The organism is Agromyces chromiiresistens (assembly GCF_029167465.1).
GTDB lineage: Bacteria > Actinomycetota > Actinomycetes > Actinomycetales > Microbacteriaceae > Agromyces > Agromyces chromiiresistens.
The window spans coordinates 641,400-656,778 of sequence record NZ_JARFNL010000004.1; the positions used below are offsets into that span (position 1 = coordinate 641,400).

A 15,379-nucleotide genomic window follows, 5' to 3' on the forward strand; every position below is an offset into this window, starting at 1 on the left:
CGAGGAGGAGCACATGGCGAGGCCCAAGGTGCCCCTCCTGTCGGCCGACCGCATCGCCGATGCGGCGATCGACCTCGTCGACTCGGGCGCCCCGTTCGGGGTCAACGCGCTCGCCCGCAGCCTCGGGGTGACGCCGTCGTCGCTGTACAACCACGTCGACGGGCGCGACGGCATCATCGAGCTCATGCGCGGTCGGCTCGGCCGCCGCTACCTGCTCGAGACGCCGGGCGGCACCTGGGACGAGGTCGTCGTCGCCACGATGCAGCGCATGCGACGGCTCTACGCCGAGCACCCGGCGATCGTGCCGCTGCTCGTCGGCAAGACGATCACCGACGACACCGTCATCGCGGGCTACGACTCGCTCGCGACGGCGCTCGTCGAGGGCGGATTCCCCGACGACGAGGTGCTGCCGGTCGTCGCCGTGCTCGACTCGTTCGCCCTCGGCTTCGGGCTCGACTACGCCTCGCCCGACGACATCTGGCAGCCCGGCGTGCCGACGAAGAGCCTCGGCCGACTCATCGCCTCGGCCGAACGCGGCGACGCGCGCTCCGACCGGGTCTTCGAGCTCGGCCTCGAGCTCCTGCTCGACGCCCTGCGCCTGCGGCTGGCCCGCCTGCGCGACGACTGACGCCGCCGAGCCCGACCGCGCACGCCGAATAGACTGACGGGGTGTCTGTGAACCCCGAGCTGCAGGGGCGGGTCTTCCCGCCCACCGAGCCGTACCTCGTCGGTCGTGAGAAGGTGCGCGAGTTCGCCCGCGCCGTGTTCGCGACGAACCCGATCAACCTCGACCCCGAGGCTGCGCGCGCCGCGGGCCACGCCGACGTGGTCGCCCCGCCGACCTTCGCCGTCGTCGTGCAGGAGCACACCCTCGCCCAGCTGCTCGCCGACCCCGACGCGGGCATCGACTTCTCGCGCGTCGTGCACGGCGACCAGCGCTTCACGTCGACCCGCGCCATCGTCGCGGGCGACCTGCTCACCGCGACCCTCACCGTCTCGAGCGTGAAGACGCTCGGCGCCCACTCGATGGTCACGGCCGAGTCGGTCATCACCGACGAAGGCGGCGCGCACGTCGTCACCGCGATCTCGACGCTCGTCATCCGAGGAGAAGACTGATGCCGACCCCCGACCTCGCGTCCCTCGCCGTCGGCGACGTCGTCGCCGAGCGGACCTTCGACCTCACGCGCGACTCGCTCGTGCGCTACGCCGGCGCCTCGGGCGACTTCAACCCGATCCACTACCGCGACGACGTCGCCGCGTCGGTCGGCCTGCCGGGCGTGCTCGCGCACGGCATGCTGACCATGGGCCTCGCCGTGCAGCCGGTCGTCGACTGGGTCGGCGACCCCGCCCGCGTCGTCGACTACCAGGTGCGCTTCACGCGCCCCGTCGTCGTCGACCCCGAGCACGGCGCCGCCGTGTCGGTGGTCGCGAAGGTCGGGCAGCTCGACGCCGAGGCATCCGCTGCTCGCATCGATCTCATCGTGACGTACGACGGCGCGACGGTGCTCGGCAAGGCCCAGGTCCGCGTCGCGCTCGGCTGACATGACCGACGCTCCCCGCTTCTCCGAGCTCACGACCCTGCGGGTCGGCGGGCCGATCGCCCGCCTCGTCACCGCGACGACCCAGCGCGACCTCGTCGACCTCGCGCGCGAAGCCTGGCAGTCGGATGACCCGTGGCTCGCGCTCGGCGGCGGATCGAACCTGCTCGTCGGCGACGGCGGGTTCGAAGGCACGGTCATCCGCGTCGCGACGCGCGGCATCGAGGTGCTGCCGACCGGTCGGTCGAGGCTCGGGTCGAGGAGCGACGAAGGGGCGTATCGAGACCACCCGCCCGCCGAGGGATCGGTGCGCCTGCGCGTGCAGGCCGGCGAGACGTGGGACGACCTCGTCGCGTGGACGGTCGAGCAGGGCTACTCGGGCATCGAGGCGCTGTCCGGCATCCCCGGCTCGGTCGGGGCGGCGCCCGTGCAGAACATCGGCGCCTACGGCCAGGAGCTCGAGGCCGTGCTCGTCGCGATCGAGTTCCTCGACGAGGGCGCCGACGCCCCGCGCCGCATGGCGGCCGACGAGCTCGAGCTCGGCTACCGCACCTCCGTGCTGAAGCAGGGCCTTCGCGGCATCGTCGTCTCGGTCGAGCTCGACCTGCACGACACGTCGGCCGAGCACGCGGTGCTCGGCGAGTCGATCGGGCAGCCCATCGCGTACGCCCAGCTCGCCGGCGCGCTCGGCGTGCAGCTCGGCGACCGCGTGCCGATCGCGCGAGTGCGCGAGACGGTGCTCGCGCTGCGCGCGTCGAAGGGCATGGTGCTCGACCCCGACGACGCCGACTCGGTGAGCGCGGGCTCGTTCTTCACCAACCCGATCGTGACCGAGCGGGTGGCGCGCACGATGCCCGCCGCCGCCCCGCGCTGGTACGTCGAGCCCGACGAGCCCGACGAGGTGACGCCGCTGTCGACGCTCGCCTCGGGCACCCCGCTCGACGCGTTCCTCGAGCTGCAGGCCTCGCTCGAGGCATCCGAGGTCGAGAACCCGGCGGAGGCCTCGGTGCCGGGCCCGCTCGTGAAGCTCTCGGCGGCGTGGCTGATCGAGCAGGCGGGCATCCGGCGAGGCTTCGCGCTGCCGGGCTCGCGCGCGGCGATCTCGTCGAAGCACACGCTCGCGCTCACGAACCGCGGGGGAGCGAGCGCCGAGGAGCTCGTGCAGCTCGCGCGCTTCGTGCAGCAGCGGGTGCAGGCCGAGTTCGGCATCGTGCTGCACCCCGAGCCGGTGCTCGTCGGCGTCGAGCTGTAGCCGGGTTGCGGGCATCGACGAACCCGGAGTCCGCCGCGTGGTCGAGCAGCCGGCTGTGCGCGTTCGGTGACGTTCACGCAATGTAGGAAGAACCGCCCGACACGCCGCCGACCGCTCCGCGACGCGCCGTGCAAGCGGAGGAACTTCCTGCATTCCGCGCGCCGGATCGTACTGGGCCGGTGACAGCTCGCCGCGCTAGGGTCGGACGGGTGAACCGCCCCGACCTGATCGAACACCGCCGCCCCGACGGCGAGCTCGTCGGCTGGCTGCGCCCCGAGGGCGAGGGCTTCGTGCCCGTCGACCTGCTCGGCCGCGAGCTCGGCGACTCTGTCGACTGGCTCACGGGCGAGGAGCAGCTCGAAGCGCGTGGTCTGGCCTATCTCGCCGACCCGTACGTGCTGCTGCTCGGCGACGGCACCGAGCTGCGGGTGCGCATCACCGAGGTGAGCGCCGACCGCATCGTCGTGAAGAAGGACGACTTCGGCGCGATCGACGTGCCGCTCATGCGGTTCGAGCTCGGGTGGCCGATGCCGCCCGAGCTCACGCCGCTCGGCGATCGCGAGCTGCCCGCCTGGTGAGGGGGCGGAACGGGCGGATGCCTCGGCGCGTCACCCGCGGGCGGCTCGGCGCCTGCGCTCGCCGCGACGGATGAGCCCGACCCCTCCGAAGAGCGCGACGATGACGCCGACCACGAGCAGGCCGTAGAGCGGCAGCAGCCCGAGCGGGATCGACTCGAGCCAGGCGAGCGCGTCGTCGCGGTGCTGCAGATTCGAGAGCACCCAGAGGGTGAGCCCGGCGACGGCGCCGAAGATCAACGCCCAGACGAGTGCGCCCCAGCGGATGGTCGGACGCGGTGCGGTCGCGGCGGCCGCCGGCGCCGTCGGACCGGCGGCGGGCCGGTCGTCGTCGCCCGGCCCGGCGATCGGGGTGAGCACCTCGGTGGGTGCGGGCGGCTCGAGGCCGGTGGCCGGCTCCCTCCGGGCCACCTCGGTGTCGAGCAGCTCGGCCTCGACGACCTCGGTGTCGATGGCGGGCGCACCGGCACGCTCGGGCAGCGCGCCGACGTTCTCGTCGTTCCCGGTCATTCCTGTCCCTCCCAGACGTTGACCTCCACGTAGCCGGAGGTCTGCCGCAGCACGAGGCGCGCATCGGCGTCATCGCTCTCCGATCGGGTGATCCCCTCGGAGGTGATCGTGTAGACCCGCGAGTCGGAGTCGGTGAGCTCCTCGGCGCTCCCGTAGCCGTCGGCATCGTAGGTGAAGACGGTGACGTCGCCGGCGTCGGTCGCGTCGAGCACGATCGACGTGTGCGGGTCGATCGTCACATAGGCGTTCCCGAGGACCTGGGTCAAGGTGACGGTCTGGGCCTCGTCCGGATAGCCGTCGTACGCACCGATCGAGATCCACGCGTCGCCGACCGGCTGCACGAGCTGCTGCGGGTATCCGAGCGACACGCTCGCGCTGGGGGCGAGCAGCGTGCCGAACGGGGCCATCGCCGATGAGCTGGTGGCGATCAGCATCGCGACGACGCTCACCGAGGCGAGCGTCGCGAGCGCGCCGCTGCGTCGCCGCCAGAGGGCGGCCACGATCATGGCCGCCGAGAGCACGAGGGTCGCCGTGGCGAAGGCGATCGCGACGGCGTACTGCGCCGCATCTGGAACGCCGAGCGCCCAGATCGCGGCGCCCGCGCCGGCGACGAGCGCGAGGCCGAGCATCGTGAACACGAACGCCGCGCTCGCCCGCGGGCGCGCCGCACGCCGTGCCTCACGTGCCGCCGCCGCGGCGGCCTGGAACTCGAGCGCCCGCGCCCGCGTCTCCTCGGCGGCCTGCTGGCGCGCGGCGCGCTGGGCCTCCGCCTGGCCGGCCTTCCATTCGGCGTGCGACTCGCGCCACGCCTCGTGCTGGGCGCGCCACTCGGCGATCGTCGCCGCGTCGGCGCCCTCGGCGGGCACCGGCGGTTCACCGGCGGGCGCCGGGGATGCCGTGGCGGAAGCCGGAGCCGGGGACACCGGGGTCGAAGCCAGGGCGGTGAACGCGGCGGCGCCGGCGGCACCGGTCGCGCCGGCGGACCCCGCGGCACTCGCCGCGCCGTCCGGTTCGGGTGATGGATACCGCGGGCCGGCGACGGGCGCGGAAGCCTCGCGCGACGCGCCGCCGGCCGGGGCGTTCTGGGAGGCCCGGCGAACGAGCCAGATGACGAGGACGACGATCGCAGCTGCGATCATGAGGCCCCAGATCGTGCGGAACACTCCGCCGAGGTCGATGCCGGCCCACGAGTACGCCGGCCACTCGGGCCACCAGCGCCAGCCGAGCCATCCGCCCTGCACGAGCGGGATGAAGCCGATGACGCCCATCACCGCGATGCCCACGACGGCGGGGTCGACGATTCCGCGGGTGAGCCGCTCGAAGTGGATCTCGCCCTCGGTGTCGGGCAGCAGCAGCCACGCGACGGCGTAGACGAGCACGAACGGGGCGCCGAGCACGGCGATCACGACCACGATGCCGCGAACGACGATCGGGTCGATGCCGAGCCTCGCGCCGACGCCGGCGCACACGCCGCCGAGCCATCCGGCCCGACGCGGCACGCCGAGCCGGCGGAGCCAGGCGTAGAAGCCCGGCCCCGCAGCCCGATCGGCGGGGTCGCCGCCGTGCGCATCTCTCGAAGGGTCAGGAGCAGAACCGACCGCCCCGTCGGCGTGCGGGCCGGCGGCCGCGCTCCGACCCGTCGAGTCCGCCGCCCCCGCAGCGTTCTCCGGGCCCATCGCGTCCTCCGGCACTGGGCCGGACCCGGATGTCTCCGAGTCCGCCTCAGGGGCGGTCTGATTCGTCTCCATGGCTTCGATGCTGGCAGTCGGCCGGGGGCGCCCGCCATGGGGTGGATCCCTGATTCGACCCTGAGCCGGTCCCTCGGCCCGTGGCCGAGGCATCCTCGTCTGGTTTGATGGCTGGCATGGAGACGCCCCGGATGACCCGCCCGCGCGCCTGCGCGGCGACCGGGGTCGCGGCGGGGCTCGCGGCGCACCTCGGCTGGCCCGTGGCCCTCGTGCGCGCCGCGTTCGTCGTGACGAGCTTCGCATGGGGCGCGGGGCTGCTGCTCTACCTCTGGCTGTGGGCGCTGACCACGTGGGACGAGGGCGACGCCCGGCCGACCCGCCGCGCGCCCGTCGCATGGCTGCTCGTGGTCGCGTCGACGGTGGTGCTCGTCGCGGTCTGGACGCAGAGCGGCCAGTGGTACTTCACCGCGGCGGCGAGCTGGTGGCAGTGGTACGCCGCCACCTACGTCGGCATCGGGCTCGCGGTCGCGGCGTCGGCGTGGGCGACCCTCATCGATCGTCCCGACCCGGCACGCGGCCCCCGCCACGAACTCGTCATCCGCAGCATCGCCACGGTCGTGCTCGCCGCGACCGCGCTCGAGCTGGTCTTCGTGGTGAACCCCGAGGCGAACGGACGCATGAGCACCGTCGCCGTCTTCGTCGCGGCGCTCGCCGCCGTGCTCGGCATCCTGCTCGTCTACGTGCCGACGCTCATCGCCAAGTGGCGCGAGCTCACCGACGAGCGCACCAAGCGCATCCGCGAGGAGCAGCGCAGCGAGATCGCCGCGCACCTCCACGACTCGGTGCTGCAGACCCTCGCACTCATCCAGAACCGGGCCGGCGCGACGAGCGAGGTCGCCCGCATCGCCCGTGCGCAGGAGCGGGAGCTGCGCGACTGGCTGTTCGCCGGCGACGCGCCGGCCGACAGCGACCTCGGCACCGACCTGCGCGGGTTCGCCGCCGACCTCGAGATCGACTTCCCCGTGACCGTCGACGTCGTGGTGGTCGGCGAGCAGCGCGAGCGGGCGAGCGGCGAGCTCGCCGCGGCCGCGCGCGAGGCGATGCTCAACGCTGCCCGGCACGCCGGCGGCGAGATCTCGGTCTACGTCGAGTCGACGCCCGCGGCCGTCGAGGTGTTCGTTCGCGACCGCGGACCGGGGTTCGCGCTCGCCGAGGTGCCGGACGACCGGCTCGGCGTGCGGCAGTCGATCATCGGGCGCATGCGCCGGGCGGGCGGCTCGGCGACGGTCGTCCCGGGTGCGGGCGGCGTCGGCACCGAGGTGCGACTGCGGTTCCCCGGCGAACGCGGCTTCGCGGGCGAGCGCAACGGAGCGGAGGCGCTGCATGGCTGAACGGGTGCGGGTCGTCGTGGTCGACGACCACTCGATCTTCAGGTCGGGCCTGAAGGCCGACCTCGACGACAGCGTCGAGGTCGTGGGCGAGGCCCACGACGTCGAGAGCGCCGTCGCGATCGTCACGGATGCCGCGCCCGAGGTGGTGCTCCTCGACGTGCACCTGCCCGGAACCGCCGTGCCGGCGGGGTCCACCGGCGGTGCCGAGGTGATCCGGCGGTCGGCGCCCGCGGTGCCGGGCACGCGGTTCCTCGCGCTCTCGGTCTCCGACAAGGCCGAGGACGTGGTCGGCGTGATCCGCGCGGGCGCGCGGGGCTACATCACGAAGGGCTCGTCGGGCGCCGACGTGAGCCGTGCCGTGCACGCGGTCGCGAGCGGCGATGCCGTGTTCTCGCCGAAGCTCGCGGGGTTCGTGCTCGACGCCTTCGGCGCAGCCGTCGGCGAGACGGCGCAGGCGAGCGACGAGCTCGACCGGCTGTCGGCGCGCGAGCAGGAGGTCATGCGCCTCATCGCCCGCGGCTACGCCTACAAGGAGGTGGCGGCCGAGCTCTACATCTCGACGAAGACCGTCGAGACCCACGTCTCGGCCGTGCTGCGCAAGCTGCAACTCTCGAGCCGGCACGAGCTCACCGCCTGGGCGAACGCCCGCCGCCTGCTCTGAGGCCGCCGCCTGCGCCGAGCAGCCGGCGTCAGCTCTCGTGCGCGCGGCCGGGGCGGTAGACGTCGAGCGCCTCCGGGACGATCCGTACCGTCGTGCGGTAGCCTGGCGCGGCGGTGCGGGCGGATGCGTCGGCGGTCGCCTCGATCGCGACCTCCCCGTCGTGCGCGAAGCCCGGCGGCTGTCCGTGGCGGGGCCGCACGAGCACGTCGATCGACTCGGTCGTGTACGACTCGAAGCGCTTCGGCAGCAGCCGCATTCGCCGGAGCACCGCGCTCGTGCGCCGGCCGAAGGCGAGCGTGCCCGCTGCACGGAACCGCGAGCCCGCGTGCAGGACGCGCACGTCGAGCACGCCGCCGTCGAGCCTGCTCCGGCGCATCGGCGCGGGTATGCCCGGGTCGTTCGGCCCGACGCCGATGTAGAGGCTCCAGACGCGGGCGCGACGGGCGCCGACGACGACGTTCACGGGGGCGGAACGGCGCAGCACCCGGTTCGCCGCGATGACCGCGGCGAGCCACTTGCCGTACCGGTGCTCGCGGCGCTCGCGCTCGGCGACGAAGTCCGGGTAGAGCCCGACCGACGCGGTGTTCAGCACCGTGATCGGCGGGCCGCCCGCGAAGCTGAGCTCGGCGACATCGGCGCGCACCCCTTCGCCGCGCTGCAGGCCGTCGACGGCGAGGTCGACCGTGGCGGCGCCGGCGGCCCGCGCGAAGTGGTTGAAGGTGCCGCCCGGCACGACGAGGAGCGGCACGCCCGCGGCCCGCGCCTCGTGGGCCACCGCCGCGACCGAGCCGTCGCCGCCGCAGACGCCGAGGATTCGCGGCGGCTCGGCGCGGGCGAGTGCCCTGCGGGCGGCGGCGCCGGGATCGTCGCCGGCGGCGTCCTCGAGCACGTGCAGCTCGGCGCGCGGCAGCCGGCGCTCGAGCACGCGCACGGGATCGCTCCGGAGCACGCTCGTCCCCGACGACCGGTTGACCACGATGAAGACGCCCTCGCCGTCGGGAGACGCGGGAAGACGGCGGTCGGTGCCGCTCGCGGCGGTGGACTCGCCTGCCGCCCGGCGATGCGGGTGCACGACGACCGCGCCGAGCCCGCCGACGGCGGCACCGAGGGCGAGCCCGCCGACGACGTCGGAGAGCCAGTGCGCCCCGGTGTGGAGACGCGAGTAGCCGACGCCGAGGGCGGCCGGAGCCAGCGCGGCGCCGAGTCGGGGCGACTCGATCGCGACGCCGGTGACGAACGCCGCGGCGCTCGCCGAATGCCCCGACGGGAACGAGGGGGTGATCGGCGGCTTCGGCAGTCGCCGGGCGATCGGCACGTCCGCGAGCAGCGGCCGGTCGCCGCCGAACACGCGTTTCGCGATCACGTTCGTGAGCGCGCTCGCGACGAGCAGTGATCCGAGCCCGCGCGCGGCGATCCGCCGTCGCCCGGTCACGGCCAGCACGCCGGCGATCGTCCACCACAGCACGCCGCGGTCGGCGAAGCCGGAGACGCGCGACCAGAAGCGGTCGACGAGCGGGTGAGTGCGGCGGGCGTTCACGCGACGCGTCGCCGAAGCATCCGCTCGCCGCACCCAGGCGGGCAGAATCCTCGTGCGCTGCACGGCGACCCGCACGTCGCGAACTCCCACGCCGTCATCGTAGGCGCGGGCGGCCGTACCGTCGACCGGTTGCGAATCGTCGTGCGGGCGGGTTCGCTACAGCAGCCCGAGCTCCATCGCGCGCGTGACCGCGCGCGTGCGGTCGTTGACCTCGAGCTTCTCGAACACGTGCAGCAGGTGGGTCTTCACGGTCGCCTCGCCGATGAAGAGCTCTGCGGCGATCTCGGGATTCGACCGGCCCGCCGCGACGAGCCGCAGCACCTCCAGTTCGCGCGGCGACGGCGCGGGCGACGGCGGGGCGGCCGACGCCGCGGCCTCGGCCCGCACCCGCGACACGAGCTTCGCAGCGATCGACGGGGCGAGCACGGTCTCGCCGCCTGCGACCGCCGTGATGCCGGCCACGATCTCGTCCTGCGGCGCAGCCTTCAGCAGGTAACCGCCGGCGCCCGCCTCGATCGCGGCGAGGATGTGCTCGTCGGTCTCGTACGTCGTCAGCACGAGCACGCGCGTGCCCGGCACCGTCGCGACGATCTCGGCCGTCGCGGCCGCGCCGTCGATGCCCGGCATGCGCAGGTCCATGAGCACGAGATCGGGATGCCGCGACCGGGCCAGCTCGATCGCCTCGGCGCCGTTCGCCGCCTCGCCGACGACTTCGATGCCCGCCGCCGTGTCGAGGAGCCCGACGATGCCGGCGCGCACGATGGGGTGGTCGTCGGCGACGACGACGCGGATCGGGTTCATGCGGTCTCCTTCCTGGGCACCGTGACGCGCAGCAGCGAGCCGCCGCCGTTCGCGGGGCCGAACTCCAGGGTGCCGCCGACGAGCGCCGCCCGGTCGCGCAGGCCCGCGAGCCCGAAGCCGGCCGGGGCCGGCGACGACACGCCCGGGGCGGCGGGCGACGGTCCCGCCCCGTCGTCGCACACGGTCAGCACGACCTCGTGCGCTCCGCGGTCGGCGACCGTGATCGCCACCCGGCTCGCACCGGCGTGCTTGCGCACGTTGGCGAGCCCCTCCTGGGCGCTCCGCAGCAGCACGACCTCGAGTTCGCGGTCGAGCCCCGAGGCATCCGCGTCGACGGCGACCCGCACGCCCGTCTCGCGTTCGAACGCGGCGCCGAGCCGGCCGAGGGCGGCGGTGAGGCCGCCGTCGGCCGAGACCGGTGCGAGCGTCGCGACGAGCCCTCGCGCCTCGGTGAGCGCCTCGCGCGCCATCTGCTCGATGAGCTCGATGTCGGCGCGGGCGGCGGCGGTGCCCTGCGATGCGTCGTCCGACCCGTCGAGCCGGTTGCCCGCGCGCTGCGCGACCATGACGAGCCCGGTGAGGCTCTGCGCGATCGTGTCGTGGATCTCGCGGGCGAGCCGGGCGCGTTCGTCGCTGACGCCGGCGTCGCGGTGCAGCGCGGCGAGCTGGCCCTGCGCCGACTGCAGCTCCACGAGCAGCCGGGCCCGCTCCTCGCCGATCGCGGCGATGTGGGTGATCCAGAGCCCGAGCGCGAGGCTGAACCCGAGCGAGAGCCCGGCGACCGCGACGCCCGCGACGACCCCGCCCCACCCGAAGTGCACGACGTAGCCGACGAGCAGTGCGATGGCGAGCCCGACGTTGGCGACGATCGCGCGCCGGGTCGACGGTGCGGTGACCCAGAGGAACGGGTACGCGAAGGCCTGCAGGATCGAGGCGCCCGGGTCGAACGCGACGCCGACGCCGACGACGGCCGAGAGCACGATCGTGATGACGACGTGCTGCGTCGGATCCTCGCGGTCGAGGCGGCCGCGCAGGTAGGCGAAGTAGACGACGAGGAAGACCCCCGCGACCGCCCACGCCCCGTAGTCGGGCGGGCCGTACGGCGGATCGGTCAGGCCGAACAGCACGGTGACGACCGCGACCGCGATCGCCGCGGCATCCCACCACCGGCGGTTCAGCATGCCGCCATGCTCTCACGCACCGGTCGTGGGCGACGCGTACGCTGCGACGTCACGCATCGCGGCGGATCCAGCGGAACGTCAGCCGGCTGAGCACGAGCCCGACCACGAGCCAGATGCCGAGCGCCACCGCGACCCAGCCGAGGTCCCAGGCGCCGTGCTGCTCGAGCGCGGCGAACTCCTCGGGCAGGAACGCGGCGCGCATGCCCTGCGCCATCCACTTCAGCGGGAAGAGGCTCGCGACGTTCTGCATCCACTCGGGCAGCTGGTTGAACGAGAGGTAGACGCCCGAGATGAACTGCAGCACGAGCACGATCGGGATGACGACGGCCGTCGCCGACCGGCCGCTGCGCGGCACCGACGACAGGGCGATGCCGAGCAGCGCCGAGGCCGTGAGGCCGAGCACGAACACCCACGCGAACGTGAACCACTGCGCGGGGTCGGTCGGCAGGGCGATGCCGAACACGGTCGCCGCGGCGACGAGCATGAGCCCGGCCTGCAGCGCGCCCGTGACGAACACCTGCCCGATCTTGCCGAGGAAGTACGAGACGGGCGACAGCGGGGTGCCGCCCAGCCGCTTGAGCGTGCCGTCGCCCTTCTCGGTCGCGATGTCGACGGCGAGGTTCTGCAGGCCCGACAGCAGCAGGCCCGCGGCGAGCATGCCGGGCAGGTAGAACGCGCCGACGCTGATCTGCGAGCCCACGGGCCCGACGTCGCCCGACGCGCTGAAGGCCGTCGTGAAGATGCCGAGCATGATGAGCGGGAACAGGAACGTGAAGAACACCGTGTCGAGCGAGCGGAAGTAACCCCGCGTCTCGTACGCGACGCGCGAGCCGCCGACGCGGGCGATGCCGATCGGACGGGTGGTGACGGTGATCATGCCAGTGCCTCCTCGGGCGCGGTCTCGGTCGCCGGGCCGGCCGCGCCGTCGGCGTCGGCCGCGTCGGCGTCGCCGACGAGGTCGAGGTAGATGTCCTCCAGGCTCGGGCGGATGACCTCGAGCTCCCTGGGCTCGCCGCCGAGTTCTGCGACGAGGGAGGCCACGAGCCGGGCCGGCGCGTCGGTGCGCGTCTCCCGGACGAGCCCCCGGGCGTCGCGCCACCGCACGATCGGCACCCGGGCGGCCTCGCCGCCGAGCACGTCGATGGGGGCGACGTCGACGAGCCGGCCGCCGATGATGACCCCGGCCCGGTCGCCGAGCTGCGCCGCCTCGTCGAGGTAGTGCGTCGTGAGCACGATCGTCGTGCCCTCGGCCTTGAGCCCGCGGACGAGCCCCCAGAACTCGCGCCTCGCCGCCGGATCGAAGCCCGTCGTCGGTTCGTCGAGGAAGAGCAGCTCGGGGCGGCCGACGATGCCGAGCGCCACGTCGACCCGCCTGCGCTGGCCGCCCGAGAGCTTCTGCAGGCGCGTGCCGGCCTGGGCCTCGAGCCCGACCGCCGCGATCACCTCGTCGACGTCGCGCGGGTTCGGGTAGTACCCGGCGAACTGACGCAGCTGTTCGCGCACGGTGTACTGGCCGGTCTCGCCGCTCGACTGCAGCACGATGCCGAGCCGCGCCTTCCAGTCGAGGCCGCCGCGGGCCGGATCGACGCCGAGCACCGACACCTCGCCCGCCGTGCGCGAGCGGTACCCCTCGAGGATCTCGACGGTCGTCGACTTCCCGGCGCCGTTCGGGCCGAGCAGGGCGAACGTCTCGCCGTGGGCGATGTCGAGGTCGATGCCGTCGACGGCGACCCGGTGGCCGTACTGCTTGCGGAGTCCCCGCACCCGCACCGCGACGTCGGGTTCGCGCCCGCCTGCGGCATCGGTTCGTGTCGTCTTCATAGTCCGAGCGTGTCGGAGGCCGGGCGCCGGCGGCAGCCCCCGGCCGTTCGATTCCGGCATCCACCGATCGGTGGATGGGCCCGCCGGTCGGCAGGCCGTCACCCTCGGTCGAGGTCGGCCAGTCGGCGCTCGAGGAATCGCACCTCGGGCGCCGTCGGCGCGAGGACCATCGCCTCGCGATAGCGGTCGGATGCTTCGGCGGTCCGCCCCTCGCGGCGCAGGAACTCGGCCTGCGCCGCAGGCAGGAGGTGATAGCCGGCGAGGCGGCCGCCGGCCTCGACCTCTGCGAGGGCGGCGAGTCCGGCCGCGGGTCCGTCGGCCTCGCCGACCGCGATCGCGCGGTTGAACCGCACGAACGGCGAATCGGTGAGCGCCGCGAGCGCGTCGTAGCGGGCGACGATCGCGGGCCACTCGGTCGCGACGGCGGTCGCCGCGCGAGCGTGCACCGCCTGGATCTCGGCCTGGAGCCGATACGGGCCCGCGATCGCGTCGTCCGCCCGGCTCGAGCGGCTGCCCGGGCTCGTGAGGAGCGCGAGGCCCTCGGCGACCTCCCGGGCGTCCCACCGGGTCCGGTCCTGGTCCGCGAGCGGCACGAGGTCGCCCGCGGCGTCCACCCGAGCGGCCGAACGCGCGTGCTGCAGCAGGAGCAGTGCAAGCAGGGCCCGGGCCTCGTCGGAGTCGGGAATGAGCGACACGACGAGTCGCGCGAGCCTGATCGCCTCGGCCGCGAGGTCGAGCCGCTGCAGGTGATCTCCCGACGACGCGAGGTAGCCCTCGTTCGCGATGAGGTAGAGCACCGCGAGCACCCCGTCGAGCCGCTCGGACAGTGCCTCCGCAGGCGGCACCCGGTACGGGATCGCCGCATGCCGGATCTTGCGCTTCGCCCGCACGAGACGCTGCGCCATCGTCGACTCGGGCACGAGGAAGGCCCGCGCGATCTCGGGCGTCTCGAGGCCGCCGACGGTGCGGAGCGTGAGGGCCACGCGCGCCTCCATCGGCAGCGCCGGGTGGGCGCACGTGAAGACGAGCCGCAGTCGGTCGTCCCACGAGGGTTCGTCGCGCGCGACGAGTTCGGCCGGGTCGGGTGGGCCCGCGGTGCGGCCGGCGTCGCGTTCGGCGTCGGCCCACTCGCGCAGCTTCTCGGCCTCGACACCGCGCCGACGCAGCCGGTCGAGCGCGAGGTTGCGGGCGGCGGTCGTGAGCCAGGCGCCGGGATTGCGGGGCACGCCGTCGCGCGGCCACGTCTCGGCCGCACGCTCGAACGCGCCGGCCGCCGACTCCTCGGCGACGTCCCAGTCGCCCGTCGTGCGGATGAGTGTCGCGACGATGCGCGCCCACTCGCCTGCCGCATCCCGCAGCGCCGCGGCGACCGCGTCGGTTCCGCTCGGCGTGACCGCATGACGGGGCGCCGCGGCGACCGCGTCGGTTCCGCTCGGCGTGTCCGGGCGGCGGGACGCCGCCGCATCGGCGACCGGACCGATCGGCCCGCTCGCCGACGGCGACGCCCCGCGCGGGCTCAGTGCGCGGCCCCCGCGACTCCGGCGCGGGCGGCGGCGGCGGCCTCGGCGGCCGGCGGTTCCGTTCGACGCCCGTACTCGTCGGCCTCGCGCTCGGCGCGCGCGACGTGGTCGTCGTGCACGTCGAACGGCCACAGCGGGCGCAGTTCGATCGCCCCGCCGCGCGCCATCGGGTGCGCGGCCGCGACCTCGATCGCCTCGGCGAGCCCGGCCACCTCGATGAGGTCGAACCCGGCGATCCACTCCTTCGCCTCGGCGAACGGCCCGTCGGCGACGAGCACCTCGCCGCCGCGTCGGCGCACATGGGTCGCATCATCCGGCCCGCGCAGCACCTCGCCGAACAGCCGGGTGCCGCGACCGTCCATCTCGCGCACCCACGCGTCGGGGCCGGCATCGGCGTCGCGCTCGCCGCCGGGCTCGACCGCCACGAGCATGAGGTAGCGGCGCCCCGACGCGTCGCGTTCGGCGAAGCCGGCCGGCACGATGCGCGAGCCCGGCTCGGCGTCGGGCCACCGCACGAACGGGCGCACCTCGACGCGGCCGAATGACGCGGCGGGATGCCGCGACGCGATCTCGATCGCGGCGTCGAGGTCGTCGACGTCGATGATGTCGAAGCCGCCGATCGACTCCTTCGCCTCGGTGAACGGCCCGTCGCTCACGAGCAGCTCCCCGCCGCGCACGCGCACCACCGTGGCATCGGGATCGGGGCGGAGCCGCTCGCCGTACTCGGAGACGCCGCGCGCCTCGAGGTCGTCGACCCAGTCTCCGATGTCGTCGGCGGCGGGGTCGGGGGCGATCGGGTCGTCGCCCGCGGCGTAGAACAGCGCGTATTCCATGGCGGAATCCTCTCTCTCGGTCACGCTACGCAGGTACGACGAACGGCGACAACCGTTTTCGACAGGTCACG

16 protein-coding genes are annotated in these 15,379 nt (G+C 74.3%); 7 read left to right on the plus strand and 9 right to left on the minus strand.

Going from position 1 to position 15,379, the window contains the following annotated elements; genetic code table 11:
* Positions 1 to 13 precede the first annotated feature (13 nt).
* The 5 genes from PX701_RS10305 to PX701_RS10325 all read left to right on the plus strand — a co-directional run bounded on the left by PX701_RS10305 (position 14) and on the right by PX701_RS10325 (position 3,368).
* Positions 14 to 628, plus strand: a complete 615-nt coding sequence (locus PX701_RS10305) for a TetR/AcrR family transcriptional regulator (protein WP_231432179.1) — start codon at positions 14 to 16, stop codon at positions 626 to 628.
* A 41-nt stretch (positions 629 to 669) separates the two neighbouring features.
* A complete protein-coding gene (locus PX701_RS10310) occupies positions 670 to 1,116 on the plus strand; it encodes an FAS1-like dehydratase domain-containing protein (RefSeq protein ID WP_231432178.1) in 447 nt (148 codons plus the stop codon).
* Positions 1,116 to 1,541: a MaoC family dehydratase gene (locus PX701_RS10315; RefSeq protein ID WP_275506234.1), complete on the plus strand. Its 426-nt coding sequence runs from the start codon at positions 1,116 to 1,118 to the stop codon at positions 1,539 to 1,541. The genes PX701_RS10310 and PX701_RS10315 overlap by 1 nt, the downstream gene beginning before the upstream one ends.
* A gap of 1 nt (position 1,542) precedes the next feature.
* Positions 1,543 to 2,790 carry a UDP-N-acetylmuramate dehydrogenase gene (locus tag PX701_RS10320; RefSeq protein ID WP_275506235.1) on the plus strand — a complete coding sequence of 416 codons (1,248 nt, stop codon included), beginning with the start codon at positions 1,543 to 1,545 and terminating at the stop codon, positions 2,788 to 2,790.
* A gap of 209 nt (positions 2,791 to 2,999) precedes the next feature.
* Positions 3,000 to 3,368 (plus strand): hypothetical protein, encoded by a 369-nt coding sequence (locus PX701_RS10325; protein ID WP_231432175.1) that lies wholly within the window; start codon positions 3,000 to 3,002, stop codon positions 3,366 to 3,368.
* Between the two features lie 30 nt (positions 3,369 to 3,398).
* On the opposite strand, the gene PX701_RS10330 is transcribed toward PX701_RS10325, so the two are convergent.
* Positions 3,399 to 3,875 (minus strand): hypothetical protein, encoded by a 477-nt coding sequence (locus PX701_RS10330; protein WP_275506236.1) that lies wholly within the window; start codon positions 3,873 to 3,875, stop codon positions 3,399 to 3,401.
* Complete coding sequence (locus PX701_RS10335) at positions 3,872 to 5,623, minus strand: PspC domain-containing protein (protein ID WP_275506237.1); 1,752 nt, start codon at positions 5,621 to 5,623, stop codon at positions 3,872 to 3,874. The genes PX701_RS10330 and PX701_RS10335 overlap by 4 nt, the downstream gene beginning before the upstream one ends.
* Positions 5,624 to 5,754: 131 nt before the next feature.
* Here PX701_RS10335 and PX701_RS10340 point away from each other — a divergent pair, with 131 nt between their 5' ends.
* Together PX701_RS10340 and PX701_RS10345 are read left to right on the plus strand one after the other, a co-directional pair.
* Positions 5,755 to 6,954, plus strand: a complete 1,200-nt coding sequence (locus tag PX701_RS10340; protein WP_275506238.1) for an ATP-binding protein — start codon at positions 5,755 to 5,757, stop codon at positions 6,952 to 6,954.
* Positions 6,947 to 7,615 carry a LuxR C-terminal-related transcriptional regulator gene (locus tag PX701_RS10345; RefSeq protein WP_231432171.1) on the plus strand — a complete coding sequence of 223 codons (669 nt, stop codon included), beginning with the start codon at positions 6,947 to 6,949 and terminating at the stop codon, positions 7,613 to 7,615. Before PX701_RS10340 ends, PX701_RS10345 begins: the two co-directional genes overlap by 8 nt.
* A 28-nt stretch (positions 7,616 to 7,643) precedes the next feature.
* Here PX701_RS10345 and PX701_RS10350 read toward each other — a convergent pair whose 3' ends face one another.
* The 7 genes from PX701_RS10350 to PX701_RS18540 all read right to left on the minus strand — a co-directional run bounded on the left by PX701_RS10350 (position 7,644) and on the right by PX701_RS18540 (position 15,308).
* Complete coding sequence (locus PX701_RS10350; protein ID WP_275506239.1) at positions 7,644 to 9,242, minus strand: bifunctional phosphatase PAP2/diacylglycerol kinase family protein; 1,599 nt, start codon at positions 9,240 to 9,242, stop codon at positions 7,644 to 7,646.
* Positions 9,243 to 9,308: 66 nt separating this feature from the next.
* Positions 9,309 to 9,953 (minus strand): response regulator, encoded by a 645-nt coding sequence (locus PX701_RS10355; protein WP_231432168.1) that lies wholly within the window; start codon positions 9,951 to 9,953, stop codon positions 9,309 to 9,311.
* Entirely contained in the window at positions 9,950 to 11,134 is a 1,185-nt protein-coding gene (locus PX701_RS10360) for a sensor histidine kinase (protein ID WP_275506240.1), read from the minus strand. The genes PX701_RS10355 and PX701_RS10360 overlap by 4 nt, the downstream gene beginning before the upstream one ends.
* 49 nt (positions 11,135 to 11,183) lie before the next feature.
* Positions 11,184 to 12,011 (minus strand): ABC transporter permease, encoded by an 828-nt coding sequence (locus PX701_RS10365; protein WP_275506241.1) that lies wholly within the window; start codon positions 12,009 to 12,011, stop codon positions 11,184 to 11,186.
* Positions 12,008 to 12,955 (minus strand): ABC transporter ATP-binding protein, encoded by a 948-nt coding sequence (locus tag PX701_RS10370; RefSeq protein WP_275506242.1) that lies wholly within the window; start codon positions 12,953 to 12,955, stop codon positions 12,008 to 12,010. Before PX701_RS10370 ends, PX701_RS10365 begins: the two co-directional genes overlap by 4 nt.
* A gap of 98 nt (positions 12,956 to 13,053) precedes the next feature.
* Complete coding sequence (locus tag PX701_RS10375) at positions 13,054 to 14,313, minus strand: RNA polymerase sigma factor (protein WP_275506784.1); 1,260 nt, start codon at positions 14,311 to 14,313, stop codon at positions 13,054 to 13,056.
* 158 nt (positions 14,314 to 14,471) lie between these two features.
* Entirely contained in the window at positions 14,472 to 15,308 is an 837-nt protein-coding gene (locus PX701_RS18540) for a YciI family protein (RefSeq protein WP_338029116.1), read from the minus strand.
* Positions 15,309 to 15,379 lie beyond the last annotated feature (71 nt).

Excerpts from the sequence above, each read along its gene's own strand:
- PX701_RS18540 (WP_338029116.1), bottom strand. The coding sequence starts at position 15,308 with ATGGAATACGCGCTGTTCTACGCCGCGGGCGACGACCCGATCGCCCCC.
- PX701_RS10335 (WP_275506237.1), bottom strand. The coding sequence starts at position 5,623 with ATGGAGACGAATCAGACCGCCCCTGAGGCGGACTCGGAGACATCCGGG.
- PX701_RS10345 (WP_231432171.1), top strand. The coding sequence starts at position 6,947 with ATGGCTGAACGGGTGCGGGTCGTCGTGGTCGACGACCACTCGATCTTC.
- PX701_RS10330 (WP_275506236.1), bottom strand. The coding sequence starts at position 3,875 with ATGACCGGGAACGACGAGAACGTCGGCGCGCTGCCCGAGCGTGCCGGT.
- PX701_RS10315 (WP_275506234.1), top strand. The coding sequence starts at position 1,116 with ATGCCGACCCCCGACCTCGCGTCCCTCGCCGTCGGCGACGTCGTCGCC.
- PX701_RS10365 (WP_275506241.1), bottom strand. The coding sequence starts at position 12,011 with ATGATCACCGTCACCACCCGTCCGATCGGCATCGCCCGCGTCGGCGGC.
- PX701_RS10355 (WP_231432168.1), bottom strand. The coding sequence starts at position 9,953 with ATGAACCCGATCCGCGTCGTCGTCGCCGACGACCACCCCATCGTGCGC.
- PX701_RS10305 (WP_231432179.1), top strand. The coding sequence starts at position 14 with ATGGCGAGGCCCAAGGTGCCCCTCCTGTCGGCCGACCGCATCGCCGAT.
- PX701_RS10340 (WP_275506238.1), top strand. The coding sequence starts at position 5,755 with ATGACCCGCCCGCGCGCCTGCGCGGCGACCGGGGTCGCGGCGGGGCTC.
- PX701_RS10370 (WP_275506242.1), bottom strand. The coding sequence starts at position 12,955 with ATGAAGACGACACGAACCGATGCCGCAGGCGGGCGCGAACCCGACGTC.
- PX701_RS10320 (WP_275506235.1), top strand. The coding sequence starts at position 1,543 with ATGACCGACGCTCCCCGCTTCTCCGAGCTCACGACCCTGCGGGTCGGC.
- PX701_RS10360 (WP_275506240.1), bottom strand. The coding sequence starts at position 11,134 with ATGCTGAACCGCCGGTGGTGGGATGCCGCGGCGATCGCGGTCGCGGTC.